Genomic DNA, 18,817 nt, shown 5'->3' with positions numbered 1-18,817 from the left:
AGTTTGTTTGTATGAACGACTATCTCAAATGGATATTACCTGTAGGGTTAGTTTGCCTGGGATTTATTGCCGGACTAATTTTTGAAAAATTTATTTTCAATAAACTGAAAAGATTCGCAACAAAAACCCGGTTGCCAGGAAATGAAATATTATTTTTATCTTTGCGCGGCATCCCTAAAATTTGGTTTGTAATTGCCGGATTTTATGCTGCTGTTATCAGCTTACAGGTAAGTCAAGTTATTGACAGCACCTTAGCGGACATCCTGCAAAAAATCCTCACTGCTATTTTCCTATTTACAGTCACAATAGCCTTAGCAAGATTGACCGCTAGTTTTGTTAATGTTTTTACTCAGCGCACAGAAGGAGTTTCAGCTTCATTACTTTCTAATCTGGCTAGGATCGTCGTTTTTGTATTTGGAATTTTGACGATCCTGCAAACGTTGGGCTTTTCGATTACGCCAATTCTGGCTACTTTGGGAATCGGTGGTTTAGCTGTGGCGCTGGCGTTTCAAGATACCCTTTCTAATTTATTTTCGGGGTTATACTTGATTATTTCCAAACAAGTGAGAACGGGAGATTATGTCAAACTGGAAACGGGTCAAGAAGGTTACGTTACAGATATCACTTGGCGAAACACGGTTATCCAAGAGTTGCCTCATAACGTCATTATAGTGCCCAACTCAAAACTGGCTTCTGCTATTTTCACGAACTATCATTTACCAGCGAAAGAGATAATAGTTTTGGTAGAGGTAGGTGTCAGCTACGATAGCGACCTTGACCAAGTGGAATGGGTAACTTTTGATGTCGCTCAAGAGGTGATGCAAAAAGTATCCGGTTCTGCTTTTGGGTTTGAGCCTTTTATTCGATATCATACTTTGAGCGAATACAGTATTCGTTTCACGGTGTTTTTGCGGGCGAATGAATTTCTTGACCAACGGGTAGTTAAGCACGAGTTTATCAAAAGATTGCACCGCCGCTATCAAGAAGAAGGAATTGTGATTCCTTTTCCGACTCGCACGGTTTATTACGCAGAACAGCCGTTTTCAAACTAATTAAGCAAGTCTGCTTCTTGGCGCACGATGGTTTGGTACAGTGGCTGGAAGGAAAACCAACCCATGTAATGAGAACCTATTTGGCTGTAGGTGAGGCGTGCTACATTGGGAGCGATCGCAATCGGTTTACCAACAGCCTCAGCCATCAATTGCGCTTGGCACGATCGCTCCATTGTAATGAACCACCACGCCGCTTCGTCAACTGAGTGACCCACAGTTAAAAGTCCGTGATTGCGTAAAATCAGCGCCTTGTTCTCACCTAGCGCCTCCGCAATCCGCTTGCCTTCTTCCGGTTCCAGTACAACTCCCGTATAGTCATCGAACAAACCGCAATCCTCATAAAAAGCACAAGCATCCTGAGTCAGGGGGTCGAGAAGGCGTCCCAGAGTTGACCAACTTTTACCGTAAAGTGAATGAGCGTGGGCAGCTGCTACCACGTCGGGACGCGCTGCGTGAACTTGGGAGTGGATGGCAAAAGCTGCCGCATTGATTGGCTTGTCACCTTCCACAACCTCACCTTTAGTATTAACAAGCACCAAATCCGAAACGCAGATATGCTTAAAGTGCATCCCGAACGGGTTTACCCAGAAATGATCTTGCAGTTCGGGGTCGCGGGCGGTAATGTGACCGGCGACACCCTCATCAAAGCCGTAGCGGGCGAAGAGGCGAAAGGCAGCGGCAAGGTGTTGTTTGCGATAGAGGCGTTCTTCTTGTTTTGATTGAAACTGAGGGGGTTTGGGCAAAATTAATTCGGGCATGGGTTTGATAAGATTTTAAGTTTTAGATTTTCGATTTTACCGTACAACTAAGGTAAATAAAGGGCTGGAGGTTTCAGACCGGGTAAAAAAACTACAGCTGATTGACAACAGACTTGCTTGGGATAAACATAAAATTCCATTCCGTTGCCAGATTGCGATCGAAAATAACGGTCTTATTAGTTTAACAAGACCGCGATGAAAATGTTGCTTCAATTTTATCAAAATCGGCGACGCTTTCTGCTCGATCGAATTTCCGATCCTATTGCTCAAACACCCGCGAACCTAGTAGACATAAGGTTAATTTCATCCCAGTCAGGCGTTCTATAATCCCGATTAAATGCTCGATCTACGTATTGAACTAAATTGGGTAAATCCTCGTCTTTAATCTCTTGGTTGAGGAACTGCTTCAACTTATCTTCCCAACCGATTGGGTAATCCCTAATAATCGGATGTTTAACCGCAATCGGTTGGTATTCACCTTTCTCCAAATCGACAATAATGTCGAGATAAAGAACAGCCAAGGTACGCACAAAAATCCCAGTTGCTGCAATAGCAAAATCCGCATCAAGTCCTTTTTGTTTCATCACAACAACAAAATGTCCGCCTGCGGGAATTTTGTAAGGTAATTCGCTTTTGTCCTCGACAAGTTTAACCTCAATGTTGTAACCTTTGGTTAACCCTTCTTCTAAAGTCATTTGTTCGTAAAGTTGGTCGGGATGCGGGACGTAAATTGTGAATTGATGCAGATGTGCCCAAGGATTTTGAGTTGGTTCGTCATTTTCATCTTTCCAAGCATTGTAGCCCTTTCGCATTGACTGACCGACATAACTTTCTCGATCGCAAATATTGATCGAGGAAATGTTGAGAACCTGCTGGTCAAATTTAGTTGCTCCTAAAATATTTGATAACATAATTTTATACCAATGCTTTGTAATTTTTGACTTGCTCACCGGGCGCAACTCCTAAAATTTTTGCTAACCAAGGAGGTGGTGAAGTGATGATTGCGCGTTGTAATTCAGCCAGTATTTCTCTTGCTAAACCGCCTTCTTCCTTTTTCATCGGATAGATTCCGCCTTGAACTACCTTAGCAGCAGCAGGCCCCCCGATCGCTACAATATACAAAATAGCGCAATCTTTAATTAAATTCACACGAAAGGCATTTTTATCTTCTGATAATTCTGCTGACAATGCTGATCGAATATCAATTAGCCGGATTTCTTGTGCTGATAATTGATAAATTAAATAACGCAGGCACGAACCAAAATGGCCATCTAACTCTTCGCGGTTATTAGATGCTACAGCCACACGAATAGAATTAGGCATATCACCTTCTTGATAAGGTTCTATAGGTGGTAGTTTGTCGCTCTCACTTGTTTCACCCCATAAAATCCTTACCGCTTTTTTAAATACAGCTATTGTCTCTGTATTAGCATCTTCTCCATGTTCTTCTCCATCGAGTTCATAGGTTTGTCCTAGTGCTGTTTTCAACTTAGTAACTGTGATTTGACTTAAGGATACTTCATCAATATTGCCTTCCAAATAATCCATTAATAGTTCTATAAACTCTTTCAGACTTATTTCGGGAAATAATCTTGAAGCCAAGGCAATCCGCAAGGCCACTTCATCTGCTATGGGCTGTTCGCTCATTATTTATTCTCTCTAAACGATTCACAAATTAACAAAGGTAATTGTTTGATTATTAGACATGAATTAACCTAATGATTCGGTATTTTTATATACTAAAATAGTCAATAACAAATATATTTATTTTGTTTAATTAAGATTAATAATTATATATAATTGTATCCAATAATTATTTTTAATGAAGAGAAAAAAGATTGCTTTATTTGCAAGATATTATTGAAGGTTTATCTTAGTTATTTCAAAACCGGAGTTTAGACAAGATTGTGGTGCAAAATTAAAAAATAGAGAGTTTTGCACCGAAATCCAGTCTAAACTCGCGTTCTAACGTCGATCGCGAGTATTGCTTCTTTGTCGATCGGAACCCGAACCTTCCCTAACTTGAGTGTTGTTGGGGGTAGAATCTGCTACCACCACATAGGGCGAAACAATTTCCTCAGCTTTGCCAATACTAACCAAAGCCCGATAAATTAAGGCAGCCACTTCAGCTCTAGTTGCCACCCGACCGGGATACAGATAATTGACGTTGGGATAACTTACTACCATATCCCGCTGGGTAACGGCGGCGATGACATCGCGATCGCTTCTTGGGATCGAGGAGGCATCTCTATACACGCGCAGAACGCTATCGGCAGAACCGCCAACAGAATACTTAAGTCCTCTGCCCAAAGCGACCAAAACGTCAAGACGAGAGACTTTTTGGTCGGGGCTGAAACCTTGACTGGAATTAGTTTCCAAGAAACCCATTTCGTAAGCTTCCCGAATAGCAGGGTAAGCCCAGTGGTTAGTCGGCACATCTTTAAAAGCGACGACATTGCGAATTTTATTTCGATCGAAAGCTTTTCGCAAAATCGAGGCCAATTCAGCTCGCGTCACGGGAGCGTTGGGACGATACAGCCCATCGGGAAAACCTTGGAGAATTTCTTGACGCGCCAGTTCTGCGATGAAACCTCTAGCCCAATGATTTGATGGTACATCGGCAAAACTCACCTGCAATTGCGGTGGAGGGGCTGGAGGCTCTGGCGAGCGAGAATTGCCCAACAAGCGGGTAACCTGGTACGTAGAATTATTGTTGACGTTAGTTACGCGACTCTCCTTACCGGGTGCAGCAGTAAGAACTCTGGGCATATCCGAGCGGAAAATGCTAATCGCCTGATTGGTGAGAGCATATTCGCCGCTACCAAAAGAAGCGGGGTAAGCGCTTGTGCGAGATGGTAGGGGTAAACCGGCGACTTGGAACCAAGTGAGGCTGGTATTAGGAACACCATTGAGGAAAGTGACTCGTTCCTCACCCGGTCTTGTACCGGTGAGGATAGTGTAGTAATCGTAAAAGCTCGTGCCTTCATCCATGTTGCCATCTCGATCGGCGTCAGTGCCGTACAGAGTCCGCACCATACGGTAAAGAACCGGTCGTTCCGGCAGAATTAAGTTAACTGCCGCGTTTTCTGACAAAACTTCAAATTCGCTATAGCCGATCGAGCGATTCTCATTATCGTACAGGCGCACGACAATGCGATCGCCTGCATTCATCCCTCCCCTAAATTGAGCGCGTCGATCCAGCCGATATCGGTAATCGCCGATCAACCGCTCCGGTGCGTAATTGTTGCCATTTTTAGATTTGAGGGAAACGCGAGCGATCGGATTCGGAAGCGTCTCTGATGGTTGTCGAATCATCAAACTGAAACCGCTTCTGTTTTCCGTGCCATTTTGCCGTGGAGGTGGCGGGGTTGTGCGCCGGGGCGATGTAGCTACAGCAGTGGTTTGTTGAGGCGGACGAGAAGCCGGTTGCGGACGAGTTGCTGTGGGCTCATCGAGTCGGGAAGCCGGTTGCGGACGAGTCGCGGTCGGCTCATCGAGTCGGGAAGCCGGTTGCGGACGAGTTGCTGTGGACTCATCGAGTCGGGAAGCCGGTTGCGGACGAGTCGCCGTCGGCTCATCCAGCCGGGAAGCCGGTTGCGGACGAGCGGTGACTACCTCATTGCGGCGGGTAACTGGTTCTTCGCGAGTAGCAGTGGGCTCATTGCTGCGCTGAACCGACCTATTGGCATCAGCTAATGCAGCAGCTGGCTCCTCAATCAAAGTACTTCCCTGGCTTTGGGGTATCTCACTTTGAGATAGCTCAACAGGAGGTAATGGCTCTCCTGATTGCCCAGAAGCAGTTGCTGTTGTTTGTCTGCGTGAGGGAGGAGCTGGCAGGCGAGTTGGTTGAGACGCACGAGGAAGAGGGGGAGGTGGAGCCGCAGCTACATTGTTGCTGGCAGTAGGATCTAACTTGATTAAAGAACCTGTAAGATTAGTGCGGTAAACCCAGCTTTGGCGATCGCTACCTACTACCACTCGCCAACCGGGAACCAGCGCCTTGGAGCAAACAATACCAGCACTGGCTATCCCCAAACAACCATCCGGCCAAGTTTCCTGTTGTGCGGCGACGATCCGCAAAGCAGAAATTTCGATTCCCGTCTGCTGGGATAAATTCTCTAACACACCATTGGTAATAACTTCTGGAAGATCGAAGTTATTTTGTACCGCTTCTCTTCTGCGTGCGGGTTCTCTCGTGGGTGTCGCTTGTCTTCTGCGTGCCGGTTCTCTCGTGGGCGTCGCTTCTCTTCTGCGTGCCGGTTCTCTCGTCGCTGGTTTTTCTGCTAAAACTTGTTCCGCTACCTGTGGGTTAGTTGGCGATGTAGAAGCGCTTGCTGCATAGGCGAGTGCCACTTCGGCACTCGCCCATATTCCCAAACTCGCCGCCGCAAAAACAATCTTCCCAAGTACAGCCAAGAAATTCTTATTCATAAACACTTACGCAGATTTTGGCGATTGTTGACTGGTGACTGATGACCGGGAAACTAAGCAAAATTTCGCCTTGTTTTTCCCTCTTCCCCTTTCCCCATCGGCGTAGCTGCTCCCCTACGACTATGCCTGCGAATACAAAATGGCTCGATCGATCTCAAACCTCTTAAAAGCGCCTCGAATCAATTCTTAGGTCAAGAGATATTATCATATAAAAAACATAGTTTACGAATCTTCATAAAAAAACTGTGATGACGCAACAGTTGGCAGTTGCCAGCACTTTGGCAAAATTCACCTGGAATTGGAGAGGCCATAAAATACAGTACACCGTCATGGGCAGCGGACGCCCGTTAGTACTGATTCACGGCTTTGGTGCTTCGATCGGACACTGGCGTCAAAATGTTCCCGCACTTGCTGCCGGTGGCTACCGAGTATTTGCACTCGATTTACTGGGATTTGGCGCTTCCGATAAACCATCGCTGGATTACAGCCTGGATTTGTGGGTAGAACTGCTGAAAGATTTCTGTTCGTCGCACATTCAGGAACCCGCTATATTTGTGGGCAATTCGATCGGTGCTTTACTCAGTTTAATGATGGTGGCAGACGAGCCAGAAATTTCTGCTGGTGCTGTCCTCATCAACTGCGCTGGCGGACTGAATCACCGCCCCCACGAATTAAATTTACCATTGCGGTTGGTAATGGCGGGCTTTACCAAGGTGGTGAGTTCCAAACTTTTTGGCCCGTTTCTATTTAACCGCATCCGTCAGAAACACCGCATCCGTGGCACCCTCCAGCAAGTTTACTTCAACCGAGAAGCTATCACAGACGAACTGGTGGATATGCTTTACGATCCTTCCTGCGATACTGGCGCACAGCAGGTTTTTGCCTCCATCCTCACCGCACCTCCCGGCCCCAGTCCATCAGAATTGTTGCCAAAAGTCAAGCATCCGTTACTGGTTCTTTGGGGAGAAAAAGACCCTTGGACACCGATTAAAGGCGCAACAATTTACAGAGAATTGAGCGAGAGCGGTCAACCTGTTAAGTTTGTATCGATTCCCGATACCGGTCACTGTCCTCACGACGAACGACCGGATATTGTAAATCGATTGATTTTGGATTGGCTATCCGAGCTTTAATAAAAAGTAGGGTGGGCAATGCCCACCTTACTTAATAAAAATTGGTTCGATATTGTTATTTTTACTGCCTGTTGCAAGAGCTTATTATTTGGAAGGCAAAGAGAATAAAATTATGTTAGAAGTAACCAAATTAGAGGAAATAAGTAAGATTGCCAATATTTCCTCTATGCCAAAAGCTGAACTGCACATACATTTAGAAGGCGCACCCCGCTGGCAAAAAGTTCGGGAAGTATGGCATCGACACAAAGGAATTGTTTTGCCTGAGTCTCCTTTTTGGTACGAACTAAGTTTTCGATTTGCTAACTTTGAAGAATTTCGCTTATTGTTTCGAGATTATATTCATCCTTGGTTACAGACACCTTCGGGTTATAGTGAGTTAATTCGCGATGTGTTTGATGCTTTTATCGAACAAAATATTCGCTATGTAGAGTTAGATTTCGACGTGGCTTTAATTGAGCGAGTTGGTGCTTCTCTAAATCGCGTTTTAGCACTTTTGGAAGAGGAAGTGGAAAGGGCGCGATCGCACGGTACAATTGTCAGAATGTTTGCCGGCCTCAATCGCAATAAAGGTGCTGAAAGTGCTAGCTATTGGGTACAAAAAGTAATTTCTGAAAAAATCATTTCCGGATTCGATCTCCACGGTTCGGAATTCGGTTGGCCTGCCGATATATTTAAAGAAGCATTTGCACCTATTTTTGCCACAGGAAAAAAAGTCAAAGTCCACGCTGGGGAAATGACTGGCCCAGAAACAATTCGCGCTGCTGTGGAAGGATTGGGGGTTAAACAAATCGGTCACGGAACTTCTGCTATTCAAGACCAGGAGGTTGTGGAATTGTTGTGCGATCGCCAAATCCTAGTTGAAATGTGCCCCACTTCCAACGAACGCCTCAGAAATGTTTCATCGTATCAAGACCATCCTATTTTAGCATTAGATGCCGCCGGAGTAGCTGTTACCGTTAACTCAGATGACCCGACTTGGTTTGGCTTAAATTTAACAGAAGAAATGATGCGGCTAATGTGCGAACGAGGTGTTACTGTTGCGGATTTAGGGCGATGGACGCGCAATGCTTTTGAGGGAGCAATTGTCGAAGCAGAAACGCGCTCGGCTTTTTTGACAGAATTAGATGAATGGCTTGTAAATTCGGCAACTAAGTAAATCGCATCAAACAATCATTAGTTATCGCTTGCGACTAAATTTATGAAATTGATTTGCTATTGTTGTATTATAACCAGCCCGCTCTTGAAAAATTAAGATCTGATTTAATTATGGCTCATCTTAATCAGCGTCGTCCGGAAAATATAAGCGGCGATTTTTACGTAGATAATAGTTGTATTGATTGCGATACTTGTCGCTGGATGGCTCCCGAAGTCTTCGCTAGCGTTGGCGAACAATCCGCAGTGTATCATCAACCAGCGAATGAGGAAGAAAGGTTGCGATCGCTCCAAGCGTTGCTTTCTTGTCCCACGGCTTCGATCGGCACTATCGAAAACCCAAAAGATATAAAAGAGGCACAGGAAACTTTCCCTATTTTGGTAGATGAAAATGTTTACCATTGCGGCTATCATTCAGAGGATGTTCCCGGTCACACCAAAGGTCACACAGTTTTGCTGTACAAAAACAAATATCTGTTCAGCGGCGACCATCTCGCTTGGTCTCCAGAAATTAACCAGCTAATTGCCTTTCGCAGTGTTTGCTGGTACTCCTGGACAGCACAGCTAAAATCCATGAAAAAATTGGCGAATTACACATTTGAGTGGGTGTTACCCGGTCACGGACGGCGCTATCGCGCTGACACGGAGACAGTGCGCCAGCAGATGCAAAACTGTATTGCTTGGATGGAAAGAAATTGACGAACAAGTTGGAACAATCAAAGAAACCCGGTTTCTTTAGGTTGGAGTCACGAAGTATCGAACTGAACAATCAAAGAAACTCAGTTTCTTATTCAAGAGAAGAGTTTTTATTTTTGTAGCTGTTTGTTAAGCTCTATACCAACCTATAGTTCTACTCTTTTGGACAGATGAATTTGCCGATGAAGGTGAGTCAACGTTGATTATGAAATCTAGTGGAGGCTCAAATTATGGCCACAAACGGACAAACTATCAGCAATCTTGAATACGATTTGCTCACAGTATTGCACAACAAAGCGGAAGCAATTCAGGCATACGATAGTTACATTCAAGACGCAGAGCAAACAGGTTCTCAGCCTTGTGCAGAACTGTTCCAAAAGTTGAAACAATCAGAAATGCAGCAGGTACAAGAAGTGCGTCAACACCTGCAAGAAGTAATGCAAAAAGGCAAAATGTAATTATTTGGGGGGAAAATCGGACAGATGCGATTCCCCCCAAAGCCATGAACCATGAACTATAAACTCACTCATTATCTGGGAACCATTTCTGCGCTAGAACTTTCAGATCTTCTTGTTCCTTTAATTCTAACAATATCACGTTGATCGGCTTTCGATAGGTGCTGCCTGTAGGCAGTGCAATACCATAATCTTGTTGATTAAACAATCTACCTACCACACGAAATTCAGGTGTGCGGGCAGCCTCATATCTTAAAGTTGGCGCATCGCCGACAACAGCGTCAACTTCCCCTGCATTTAAAGCTTCATAGGCTTGCTGCCAGAGCTTGAATCGCACTAGCTTTACAGGTCGTGTTTGCATATAAGCAGCAGAGGTAGTGCCACCGATAACTGCAACTCGTTTGCCATCCAAGTCTTTGGGGCCAGAAATTTGCTCTTGTATCTTATTAGCTGTAATTGAAGCGGTGAAATAGGCAAAGATGAATATACCTACGAGCATCCAAAACAGCGCAATTAACCTGCCTATTAATCCTTTCGGGAACTTGTCGCCATATCCAACTGTTGCTGCTGTTACTATAGCCCACCAGAAGGCTTCCCAAATTCCTAATAGATAACTCTTCGCAAACATTTGAGGATTGGAACGATGTTCAAAGAACCAAACTAAGTGGGCTATTACTAAAGATACGACCAATAAAATTATCAGAGCTTGTAGTGTCGTCCAGGATATAAAATATTGGAAAAAAGCCAGGATAGGATTTTTAGGTTGGTCTAAGATCAAGATTTGCAGTCCGGTTTCGTAATAACTTTGGGAGAAGTCTACATACTGTTCTCGATCGGAGGTAATAGTGATGCCACTAATCCCAACATCAACGTTACCGAGTTTAACAGCTTCGAGAAGTTCTGCTGTAGAATCGAACACAACAAATTCGTACTCCACTTTCAGCCGTCGCGCAACTTTATCCCACAGTTCGATACTGTAGCCGACAGGTTGTTCCTGAGTAGATCTGACGAACACAAGGGGCGGTAAGGGATTGGTTCCCACCCGCAGGGTTTTAGCGAAAACTGAGGGACTAGCTAGGACATAGCCCAGGGCGACAAGTCCCCACAAGCAAAATTTTTTGTAAGGCAACACTGATTGGAAGGGAAATGGACTGCACAAATTTTGTCTCAAATTTTACACGTTAAGCAGTCACCTTCGCTATAACTTATGTGGAGATCGCCCGATCTGAGTTAGCGAGAAGCTGAGAAGGCACGCGCCACAGCCGATCCAACCCCGTTGCAGGTATGGTGAGATATAAAATATCACCAGCACCTAATGCAGTTTCCAATAAATCCCAGCCATGAATGGTTTGGGATTTTGTTTCGATATACAAAGGTACGAAGTCAGCATCCATTGCGGCATCTTTGACTCGCTTACCGCAAAAAGGATGTCCGGTGGTAATCATCGTTGCTAAGGCAACCCAGAGGGTATCGGCGGTGATACCATTACCTAAAATGCGTCCTCCCAATGCTGCTGCTGCGAATGCGGGTGCAGCTAATTCGCTGGGACTCAAGACTTCTTCAAATTCAAATACCTCTTGGATGGTGCTAGCAAATTGGGGTTCTTGATTTCGCACTATGACTGGCAATTTAGGTGCCATTCCTTTGGCGGTTAGGGCAATTTCTAAATTTGCCATATCGTTGCTGGTGACTGCCAAGAGTGCGTCTGCTTTTTCCAAGTTGGCAGTTTTGAGGTTGGCAGATAAACTGGCATCTCCCAAAATTACGGGTATGCCTAAAGAACGAACTGAGTTGAAAAAACGATTGTTGGGGTCTTTTTCGATGACGACTACTTCATGGCCGTGATTGTGAAGTTGAGTGACTATTTGCACGCCGATGCCGCCGAGTCCGCAGATAATGTAGTGGTTTTTATGGGGAATCCGTGCGGCGTCCCAAAATTGTTTGAAGCGGGTTCCTAAGACGAAATCGGTAAGCAGTGCGTAGAAAATCCCCAGGGTTGCTGCCCCCAACAGCATCATGAATACTGTAAATAGTTTGATGCTTTCTGGCGCATTTTCTGCGACTTTTTCGTTACCCCCAGCACCGCTAATCATACCGACAGAAAAATAGAGGGCGTCGATAAAAGGTGTTTGCAGATCGGTCAAAATATAGGTGATTGTGGAGATAAAAATGGTGGCAAAGAGTACAATAGTTATTACAGCTAGTGCTTGAGCGTGTTGCTTAAATTGTCGCAAATTCGTGACTACTTTGAGCAGTTTCTGAAGCCAAGATTGACGATGGTTGCGGATGCTAGGTTTGCTGCCGATGATGAGTCGATCGCCTTCTTGCAGTTGCTGTCCGCAGATGACGGCAGAAATCAAATCGATCTGACCTTTGAGTGGGAGATAGTAAATCAGCATTCGGGAACGCTCGTCCCACAGTTCGCTGAGTCGGCGACCTTTCCAGGGGTGGTGTTCGTGAATGTATTCTTCGTGAATCGGCCAAGTTTGGTTAAACAGCCGTAATTGTCCGATCGCTTTATTTCCCAAGGCGGCAAAGGCAAAAATCGGCGCTGCTAGGGCGGCAACGCTCATACTAACGTGATCGGTGAGGATGTTATCGAGTCGATCGCCCAAGCTGGTATTGAACAAGCGGTTGATCGTGCGAATGCGAGGATTGAGAACTCGTGCTTGGGTAAGGATTGCCAAATTTAGCGCTTCGTCGTTTCCCGCTAGAACTAAAGTATGCGCTTCGTGAATTCCGGCTGTTTTCAACGTGGAAGCTGCTTTGACATCTCCGATGACAACATCATCATCTTCTCCAGGGATGGGCCGATCGTGGATGCCAACAACATACGCTCCTTGTTGCCTCAGCAATGAGAATATTTTATAACCAGTGGAACCCAAGCCGCAGACGATGATTCGGGGTTTCATGTTGGTAAAAATGGGAGAAGACACCAGCTACTTTTTAAGCAAATATTGATTATCGACTACTGTTGCTTTTAGGTTTGTAGCTGAAAACACCTTACTGGGGATGTATGAAACTTTAGGTGCATTGCGATCGTCTCTGTAAGCCTGTTTATCTAAAATTCGGGGAAATTATGCAGAATATAGCGCAAATAACAGCAGCCTTTGCCATATTGTCAACTATTCTTGTTGCTGCACCGGCAATGACGCAAAACCAAAGACCTCCTTCTGTCCCCCGCACTGCGCCCAATACGGTGTTCGGCGTGACGCGCCAGTCGGGTAATTGTCCGAGTAACGTCAAGCTTTGGACTTCTGTTCGCCAATACGAAGGCGGCGGTGAATTTACTGTCATTGCGGATACAGTTGCGATCGCAGGTGCTGCCCGTTTGGTGCGATCGACTAAAAAGTTAGCAGAATTCACAGCGCCGTTGAAAAGCAACTTTGCTTCTTGCGTCGGTCAAGCTACATCTAAGGAAGAGACAGAGAATTATTACAGTTTCCAATTCCGAAATAGAAATGTTACTTTTCGCGTTCAGTTGCCACCTGATACGCCCAGCAATCCTTCCGAAATTAGCTACAAAAATGTAGTGTCTTCGCGTCCGGCGATCAGATGGGCGATCGCAGATTAATTAATACACTTTGCACTGGCAGAGATTGACATTGATTGCCAAAGCTGTGCATAGATGATGGTTCATAGCAATAAAGTATCATTTATGCACTAAAATGTCTACCTTTGGATTGATTTTTTATGAAAAAATTGTTGGTAGCTAGAATATTTTTGGCTTATCTATGGGTGTTCCTGGCGGCAATAGAAGCGTCTTGCCAGACTCTCCCGCCGCCTACTATACCGCCGTATCCACCGGATACAACTTTCAAGATTAGGCGTCGATCGGGAAACTGCCCCAATGCCTTAAAACTTTGGACTTTAGTTGGTGAATATCAAGGCAATCAGGTATATACTGTGATTGCTGACATTTCTGCGATCGCAGGTGCTGCTAGATTGGTGCGATCGAACCACAAATCTGCGGAATTCACCGCGCCGTTAAAAAGTAACTTTGCTAACTGCGTGGGCGACGCTATTTCTGATATTATTGATGAAAGAACTTACTACACTTTTCAATTTCAAAACAAAAATGTCACTTTTCGCGTCCAATTGGGCCCAGATTACACTACTAACTTATCTGAAATCACATATAAAAATATTGTATCTTCCCTTCCGGCTGTAAGATGGCAAGAAAAAGCTATTCCGGTTAAATAATCATGAAAAAATTGTTTATAGTATTAACCATATTAGGAATTATTTTGTTAAGTTTGGTAGCGACAAGTAATACTTATATTCAAGCACAATCACTAACAGAAGTTCACTCAAACCCTGCGCCTAATAAAATGTTGAATATTGTAAGCCAAGCGGGTAACTGTCCCAAGAATGTGGGAATTTGGATTATCTCCTTTAGTTATAGGCAGGAAATATATAATGTTCAAAGTATTGTAATTGCTGACACTTTACCTATAGCAGGGCCCGCCAAAGTAGCGACAAAGCGTTTTAGGTTTGTAGAATATCAAGCACCGCTGCGATCGCCCTATACCTCTTGTGTCGGACAAGCTAATTCTTCAACAGACCCGAACAGTTTAGATGCTAGTTACAAATTTCGATTTCAAAACCGAAATGTTTACTTTAGCATCGACCTCACAAAAATACCTGAAGGTTTTGGCGCGGGAATACAAGAAGAAAAAATATTGGGTTTGCGTCCCTATGCTGTCGTACAGTTTGTTGATTAGATTGTCATCGGTCATTGGGTTTAAACGAATGATTGATGACTAATGCTAAAATCTGTCAAAGACATACGTTTGGAATAGTTTTTTAGTAAATCAGTTATTGCTATGAATTACAACGTTATTTACGACGGCAACTGCAATCTTTGCGTTACCCTAGTGCAAGTGCTGGAAAGCTTAGACAACGGCAAAATGTTTCAGTACACGCCGATGCAGGATACGGAAACCCTAAATCGATTTGGCATTACTTCCGAAGATTGCGAAATGGGGATGATTTTGCTAGATGCAGATGCGCCGGAGAAGCGCTGGCAAGGTAGCGCTGCGGCGGAAGAAATCGGGCGTTTATTGCCGATGGGAAGCATTTTTGTAGAGACATATCGAGCTTTACCTGGGGTCAAGTGGGTAGGCGATCGCATTTACGAACAAATCCGCGACAATCGGTATACTTTATTTGGCAAACGCGGCACAACATATCAATCTGCCTATCCGATCGGTTGCAGTTCCACCGGAAATTGCGCTAATTAATGCTTAGGGTGGGCAATGCCCACCAATTTGAGAGCAACGGTAACGCCAAACGGTATACGAGTTAACTGTTAAATAATTCAAAAAGTTGTCTGCAAAAATCTTTTAACTTTTCTGCTACCTCCGCAATGGGGATAGAATCACCGACTATACTCCAATTTTCCACGGTAGAGAGACGCCAAGCCAATCCTTCATGGTTAAATCCAGCGATTTCGACGCCAATAACCCGACGGTAGGCTTCAACAGGATCTTCGTAAAAACGAATTTGCACCAAAATGCTGCGACATTGCGATCGTCTGCTCCAGCCAGGAAAATGAAAACCGATATCGATCGAATCGGGATCGACTAACTCCCTGGTATCGGGATCGTTGTGCCAGGGTTTTAAATCTGCCTTAGCGTCGGGAAACTTCGACTTAAACAAGTTAACCACGGCAGCAATCTTAGTGGCGAGTTCAATGTTGGTGGCTTTTTGAGCTGCATTCACAAGATTTGTCTTCCTTAGACTGAAGATATTCCTGTCATTTTGGCGAATTAGTGTAACAAGATATTTCTAATTTCGCAACTTAACTAGGGGTTAGGGGCTAGGGACTAGGGGTTAGGGGTTAGGGAAGAAGGAAAAGGGAAGAGGGAGATGGAGAGGGAAAAGGAGGATTTTTGAATGAGTGACTTTTGACTTTCCCTAGCCCCTAGCCCCTAGTCCCTAGTCCCTCTTCTTTTTGACTTTTGACTTTTGACTTCCCCAGTCTGGGTTGCCCCCAACGGTATTTTTGGGTAAGCTCAGACAACGGGAAAACAGCAGACAGGATTGATAACGTGGCAATAAATGAGGAATCGATCGAAGTTGGTGGGCTGAAATGGTTCTACCGGGAAGCGAAACCTTTGGGCAGAAGTGACAGACTGCCGGTGCTGTTGCTTCACGGTTTGCCTTCCCAGAGTTACAGTTGGACTGAAGTGATGCCAGCTTTGGCGGAAAAAGGCTATCCTGCAATTGCGCCCGACTGGATCGGTTATGGCTTCTCATCAAAACCCGATCGCCGCGATTTTGCCTACACGCCCGATGCCTTCGTTGACAGTCTAACAGCATTTATCCAAACCCTGGAAATCGATCGCCTTTCCCTAGTTGTGCAGGGATTTTTGGGGTCTTGCGGCATTCAATACGCCTTGCGCCACCCAGACAAAATCGAACGCTTAGTTATTTTGGGCGCACCTGTCTCAACTGCTGCAAAATTACCTTGGAAAATTCAACAACTGGGATTGCCATTTGTCGGCGATATGCTGACCCAAGACCCCCTTTTAGTTGACCGCACTCTAGAAGGCGGTAGTCGTTACAGAATCTCAGACAAAGATTTGGATGTTTATCGGCGTCCTTTCCTCAAGAGTTCCGATGCGGGACGAAGTTTGATGTGGACGGTGCGGAATCTCCAGTTACAGCAGTCGATGGCAGAAATTGAAGCCGGTTTGCGGAAGTGGACGCAACCAACTCAATTTGTCTGGGGGATGAAAGACCCTTGGTTATCCTTTAGCCAGATGGAATCGGTAGCCACGGCGATGCAGAATGGGGAAGTCTGCAAACTGGAAGAAGCGGGGCATTATCCGCAAGAACATTGCGCTGGTGCAGTCAATGAAGCTCTATTAGGGTTTCTTCGCGGCTAATATTTTTAAGGATAGTTTTTTGTTCCACTGTTCATTCCCGTAATCATGGTTATGACACGTTATCGGTCTTTTCTGGCCTTGGTGCTGGCATTTTTGACAGCATTTTTGGTAAGCTGCGGCTCTCCTGCTGCGAAAACGCCTCCCACTTATACGGCAGAGCAAACAGCGTTGATTCAGGATTACGTTTCCAGAATCGAGACTTCCCGCGAGCGCTTGCCGGAATTGGCAAAGCTGATCCAAGATGAAAACTGGGTTTTTGTCAAGAATTTTATTCGTGGGCCTTTGGGTGAATTGCGATCGCGCATCAGCATGATTCAGCGCAACTTGCTTCCGAATGCCAAAGCAAAGGCGACTGAATTAGCGAAAGAGGTGGCAGAAAACTTAATTGCGATCGATGAAGCTGCACAAAAACGCGATTACAAAGCGGCTATCAGCAGTTACGGCGCACTTCAGAGAAACATAGACGCTTTCTTGTCTTTGGCTCCTGGAGCATAGTCTATTTTAGATTTTGGATTTTAGATTTTAGATTGGTACACAAGCTAAAATCTAAAATCTCTTCTCAGATGAGTCACGTTGCAATTATCGGGTGCGGTGTTGTTGGGGCGGCAATCGCCTACGAACTCAGTCAAGTTCCCGGACTGAACATTACTGTTGTGGACAAACAACCACCCCCCTCTTTATCCCCTACCAGGGGAGAAGTTACAGAAATCAACCATTCCTACCAAGGTGCTACAAGTGCTGCCTTGGGTGTTTTGATGGGTGCTATCAGTCACAAGGTCAAGGGTAAGGCGTGGCAGATGCGCCAAGCTAGCATCCAGCGCTACGAAAGTTTGATTCCGGAATTAGAAGCTGCGATCGGGCGTAAAATTCCTTTTAACAGGCAGGGAATTCTCATGCTTTGTCTGGAAGGGGAAAATTTACCTAGTTGGGAAGAGTTGGTGAAAGTTCGCGCTGACCAAGGTTGGCATTTAGAAATTTGGGATACTGCCCAATTACAGGTTAAATGTCCGCAACTGAGTTTGGCAAACATTAGTGCGGCTGTCTATTCTCCCCAAGATAGACAAGTCGATCCCTCCGCTCTTAGGGTAGCTTTAGTAGAAGCAGCCGATCGCAACGGTGTCAATTTCCAGTTTGGGGCCAGCGTTTTGGCGATCGAAACAACAGCACCAGATGGAAAGAATTTTTCTGTCTGCAAACAGATTGACACCACAAATGGCACTATAGAAGTTGATTGGTTGGTGATGGCGGCAGGGTTGGGTTCGACGCCGCTCACCGCATCTCTGGCACAGTCGATCGAGATCGGACCGGTATTGGGACAAGCATTACATTTACGATTAGAGCATCCTTTGGGAAACCCAGATTTTCAGCCGGTCATTACTGGTAATGATGTGCATATTGTGCCGGTGGGAGGCGGGGATTACTGGGTGGGTGCTACTGTTGAGTTTCCCGTAGATGGGTATGATGTGGTAGCAAATGCGAGTCAACTGGAAGCGGTGATGCTGGAAGCGATCGCATTTTGTCCGGAATTAGCCAAAGCTACAATTATCAGAACTTGGTCGGGTTTGCGTCCGCGCCCGTCAGGTCGCCCAGCCCCAATTATCGGCAATTTGCCCGGTTATAGCAACATTCTCTTAGCCACCGGTCACTATCGTAACGGTATTTTGTTAGCACCTGCGACTGCACAAGCAATTCGCGAGGCAATTTTAGGAAAAAATACTGTACTTTAAGCGACAAATTAGGCTGAATCTTACCCAATTAGTAACAATTCTGTCCGAGCGGGTAGGGTCAGTCTATCAATGAGCAGATGACTTCCCTCAAGGCCATAATTATCATGAGTAATTATTACATTAAAGAGGTGCTGATTATGCAACCAGTTAGTTTATTGATGGGAATGGAAAACTTAGTTAACTTGATCGCAAGCAAAAAGCAATATTCGGACGTTCAAGAACCATCTTTTAAAAATTTACCATTACCTTGGACGATCGCGCAATTGCTCGATGAAGAAGAATCGCACATTTTCTCATAAATGTCGTCGATCTTGGAAATAAAATGAGACGAATAAAAGAGGCGATCGCTTACAATATGTAAAGGGCGATCGCATCACTTTTAATGATATGCTAATGAGGTGATATCGGGATGCTTCTAAATGCCAATTCCATCAGAAATTCAAGCTCTAATTGAACGATTAAACCAAGAACTAACCGAAACTGAAACTAGGTATGTAGTTGGGCTTTAGCCCTCTTATCG

At 45.0% G+C, this 18,817-nt stretch carries 20 protein-coding genes; 13 read left to right on the top strand and 7 right to left on the bottom strand.

Features of this window, described 5'->3' with window-relative positions:
* The first annotated feature begins 11 nt into the window (after positions 1-11).
* Positions 12-1,052, top strand: coding sequence for a mechanosensitive ion channel family protein (locus ACE1CD_RS12380; protein WP_374794289.1), 1,041 nt, complete (start codon positions 12-14; stop codon positions 1,050-1,052).
* Here ACE1CD_RS12380 and ACE1CD_RS12375 read toward each other — a convergent pair.
* From ACE1CD_RS12375 to ACE1CD_RS12360, 4 genes are all read right to left on the bottom strand, one after another.
* Complete coding sequence (locus ACE1CD_RS12375) at positions 1,049-1,810, bottom strand: class II aldolase/adducin family protein (protein WP_374824379.1); 762 nt, start codon at positions 1,808-1,810, stop codon at positions 1,049-1,051. The genes ACE1CD_RS12380 and ACE1CD_RS12375 overlap by 4 nt on opposite strands.
* 266 nt (positions 1,811-2,076) lie before the next feature.
* Positions 2,077-2,721 carry a hypothetical protein gene (locus tag ACE1CD_RS12370; protein WP_374824376.1) on the bottom strand — a complete coding sequence of 215 codons (645 nt, stop codon included), beginning with the start codon at positions 2,719-2,721 and terminating at the stop codon, positions 2,077-2,079.
* Positions 2,722-2,725: 4 nt separating this feature from the next.
* Complete coding sequence (locus ACE1CD_RS12365) at positions 2,726-3,457, bottom strand: dinitrogenase iron-molybdenum cofactor biosynthesis protein (protein ID WP_374794292.1); 732 nt, start codon at positions 3,455-3,457, stop codon at positions 2,726-2,728.
* A gap of 318 nt (positions 3,458-3,775) precedes the next feature.
* Complete coding sequence (locus tag ACE1CD_RS12360; protein WP_374824373.1) at positions 3,776-6,241, bottom strand: S-layer homology domain-containing protein; 2,466 nt, start codon at positions 6,239-6,241, stop codon at positions 3,776-3,778.
* A gap of 245 nt (positions 6,242-6,486) precedes the next feature.
* Here ACE1CD_RS12360 and ACE1CD_RS12355 point away from each other — a divergent pair, with 245 nt between their 5' ends.
* The 4 genes from ACE1CD_RS12355 (at position 6,487) to ACE1CD_RS12340 (ending at position 9,680) form a co-directional block, all read left to right on the top strand.
* Positions 6,487-7,374 (top strand): alpha/beta fold hydrolase, encoded by an 888-nt coding sequence (locus ACE1CD_RS12355; protein ID WP_374794294.1) that lies wholly within the window; start codon positions 6,487-6,489, stop codon positions 7,372-7,374.
* 112 nt (positions 7,375-7,486) lie between these two features.
* Positions 7,487-8,530, top strand: coding sequence for an adenosine deaminase (locus tag ACE1CD_RS12350; protein ID WP_374824370.1), 1,044 nt, complete (start codon positions 7,487-7,489; stop codon positions 8,528-8,530).
* 110 nt (positions 8,531-8,640) lie between these two features.
* Positions 8,641-9,225, top strand: coding sequence for a 4Fe-4S domain-containing protein (locus ACE1CD_RS12345; protein ID WP_374824367.1), 585 nt, complete (start codon positions 8,641-8,643; stop codon positions 9,223-9,225).
* 227 nt (positions 9,226-9,452) lie between these two features.
* The gene (locus ACE1CD_RS12340; RefSeq protein WP_190474316.1) at positions 9,453-9,680 is read left to right on the top strand and encodes a hypothetical protein; all 228 of its coding nucleotides are present in this window, start codon (positions 9,453-9,455) and stop codon (positions 9,678-9,680) included.
* A gap of 64 nt (positions 9,681-9,744) precedes the next feature.
* Here the strand turns inward: ACE1CD_RS12340 and ACE1CD_RS12335 are convergent, their stop codons facing one another.
* A complete protein-coding gene (locus ACE1CD_RS12335; RefSeq protein WP_374794297.1) occupies positions 9,745-10,806 on the bottom strand; it encodes a transporter substrate-binding domain-containing protein in 1,062 nt (353 codons plus the stop codon).
* Positions 10,807-10,882: 76 nt separating this feature from the next.
* Positions 10,883-12,589, bottom strand: coding sequence for a potassium channel family protein (locus ACE1CD_RS12330; protein WP_374794298.1), 1,707 nt, complete (start codon positions 12,587-12,589; stop codon positions 10,883-10,885).
* A 167-nt stretch (positions 12,590-12,756) separates the two neighbouring features.
* On the opposite strand from ACE1CD_RS12330, the gene ACE1CD_RS12325 reads away from it, so the two are divergent.
* The 4 genes from ACE1CD_RS12325 (at position 12,757) to ACE1CD_RS12310 (ending at position 14,920) form a co-directional block, all read left to right on the top strand.
* Positions 12,757-13,251 carry a hypothetical protein gene (locus tag ACE1CD_RS12325; protein WP_374824364.1) on the top strand — a complete coding sequence of 165 codons (495 nt, stop codon included), beginning with the start codon at positions 12,757-12,759 and terminating at the stop codon, positions 13,249-13,251.
* 119 nt (positions 13,252-13,370) lie between these two features.
* Positions 13,371-13,880, top strand: a complete 510-nt coding sequence (locus ACE1CD_RS12320) for a hypothetical protein (protein ID WP_374824361.1) — start codon at positions 13,371-13,373, stop codon at positions 13,878-13,880.
* A gap of 2 nt (positions 13,881-13,882) precedes the next feature.
* Positions 13,883-14,401, top strand: a complete 519-nt coding sequence (locus ACE1CD_RS12315) for a hypothetical protein (protein WP_374824358.1) — start codon at positions 13,883-13,885, stop codon at positions 14,399-14,401.
* Positions 14,402-14,503: 102 nt separating this feature from the next.
* Positions 14,504-14,920: a thiol-disulfide oxidoreductase DCC family protein gene (locus ACE1CD_RS12310; RefSeq protein ID WP_374794302.1), complete on the top strand. Its 417-nt coding sequence runs from the start codon at positions 14,504-14,506 to the stop codon at positions 14,918-14,920.
* Positions 14,921-14,981: 61 nt separating this feature from the next.
* Here the strand turns inward: ACE1CD_RS12310 and ACE1CD_RS12305 are convergent, their stop codons facing one another.
* Positions 14,982-15,401 (bottom strand): hypothetical protein, encoded by a 420-nt coding sequence (locus tag ACE1CD_RS12305; RefSeq protein ID WP_374824355.1) that lies wholly within the window; start codon positions 15,399-15,401, stop codon positions 14,982-14,984.
* Between the two features lie 329 nt (positions 15,402-15,730).
* Between ACE1CD_RS12305 and ACE1CD_RS12300 the strand changes: the two genes are divergently transcribed.
* The 4 genes from ACE1CD_RS12300 (at position 15,731) to ACE1CD_RS12285 (ending at position 18,596) form a co-directional block, all read left to right on the top strand.
* A complete protein-coding gene (locus ACE1CD_RS12300) occupies positions 15,731-16,570 on the top strand; it encodes an alpha/beta fold hydrolase (protein WP_374824352.1) in 840 nt (279 codons plus the stop codon).
* A 51-nt stretch (positions 16,571-16,621) separates the two neighbouring features.
* Entirely contained in the window at positions 16,622-17,065 is a 444-nt protein-coding gene (gene psbQ / locus ACE1CD_RS12295) for a photosystem II protein PsbQ (RefSeq protein ID WP_374824349.1), read from the top strand.
* A gap of 68 nt (positions 17,066-17,133) precedes the next feature.
* Entirely contained in the window at positions 17,134-18,297 is a 1,164-nt protein-coding gene (locus ACE1CD_RS12290; RefSeq protein WP_374824346.1) for an NAD(P)/FAD-dependent oxidoreductase, read from the top strand.
* Positions 18,298-18,401: 104 nt separating this feature from the next.
* Positions 18,402-18,596, top strand: a complete 195-nt coding sequence (locus ACE1CD_RS12285) for a hypothetical protein (RefSeq protein WP_374824343.1) — start codon at positions 18,402-18,404, stop codon at positions 18,594-18,596.
* Positions 18,597-18,817: the final 221 nt, after the last annotated feature.

Source organism: Aerosakkonema sp. BLCC-F183 (assembly GCF_041929145.1).
Classification (GTDB): Bacteria; Cyanobacteriota; Cyanobacteriia; order Cyanobacteriales; family Aerosakkonemataceae; genus Aerosakkonema.
This window is presented reverse-complemented; position numbering and strand designations above follow the sequence as displayed.

What these genes read in the sequence shown, in the direction of transcription:
- ACE1CD_RS12380 (WP_374794289.1), top strand. Translation starts at nt 12, where the DNA reads ATGAACGACTATCTCAAATGGATATTACCTGTAGGGTTAGTTTGCCTG.
- ACE1CD_RS12375 (WP_374824379.1), bottom strand. Translation starts at nt 1,810, where the DNA reads ATGCCCGAATTAATTTTGCCCAAACCCCCTCAGTTTCAATCAAAACAA.
- ACE1CD_RS12370 (WP_374824376.1), bottom strand. Translation starts at nt 2,721, where the DNA reads ATGTTATCAAATATTTTAGGAGCAACTAAATTTGACCAGCAGGTTCTC.
- ACE1CD_RS12365 (WP_374794292.1), bottom strand. Translation starts at nt 3,457, where the DNA reads ATGAGCGAACAGCCCATAGCAGATGAAGTGGCCTTGCGGATTGCCTTG.
- ACE1CD_RS12360 (WP_374824373.1), bottom strand. Translation starts at nt 6,241, where the DNA reads ATGAATAAGAATTTCTTGGCTGTACTTGGGAAGATTGTTTTTGCGGCG.
- ACE1CD_RS12350 (WP_374824370.1), top strand. Translation starts at nt 7,487, where the DNA reads ATGTTAGAAGTAACCAAATTAGAGGAAATAAGTAAGATTGCCAATATT.
- ACE1CD_RS12345 (WP_374824367.1), top strand. Translation starts at nt 8,641, where the DNA reads ATGGCTCATCTTAATCAGCGTCGTCCGGAAAATATAAGCGGCGATTTT.
- ACE1CD_RS12340 (WP_190474316.1), top strand. Translation starts at nt 9,453, where the DNA reads ATGGCCACAAACGGACAAACTATCAGCAATCTTGAATACGATTTGCTC.
- ACE1CD_RS12330 (WP_374794298.1), bottom strand. Translation starts at nt 12,589, where the DNA reads ATGAAACCCCGAATCATCGTCTGCGGCTTGGGTTCCACTGGTTATAAA.
- ACE1CD_RS12325 (WP_374824364.1), top strand. Translation starts at nt 12,757, where the DNA reads ATGCAGAATATAGCGCAAATAACAGCAGCCTTTGCCATATTGTCAACT.
- ACE1CD_RS12320 (WP_374824361.1), top strand. Translation starts at nt 13,371, where the DNA reads ATGAAAAAATTGTTGGTAGCTAGAATATTTTTGGCTTATCTATGGGTG.
- ACE1CD_RS12315 (WP_374824358.1), top strand. Translation starts at nt 13,883, where the DNA reads ATGAAAAAATTGTTTATAGTATTAACCATATTAGGAATTATTTTGTTA.
- ACE1CD_RS12310 (WP_374794302.1), top strand. Translation starts at nt 14,504, where the DNA reads ATGAATTACAACGTTATTTACGACGGCAACTGCAATCTTTGCGTTACC.
- psbQ (WP_374824349.1), top strand. Translation starts at nt 16,622, where the DNA reads ATGACACGTTATCGGTCTTTTCTGGCCTTGGTGCTGGCATTTTTGACA.
- ACE1CD_RS12290 (WP_374824346.1), top strand. Translation starts at nt 17,134, where the DNA reads ATGAGTCACGTTGCAATTATCGGGTGCGGTGTTGTTGGGGCGGCAATC.
- ACE1CD_RS12285 (WP_374824343.1), top strand. Translation starts at nt 18,402, where the DNA reads ATGAGTAATTATTACATTAAAGAGGTGCTGATTATGCAACCAGTTAGT.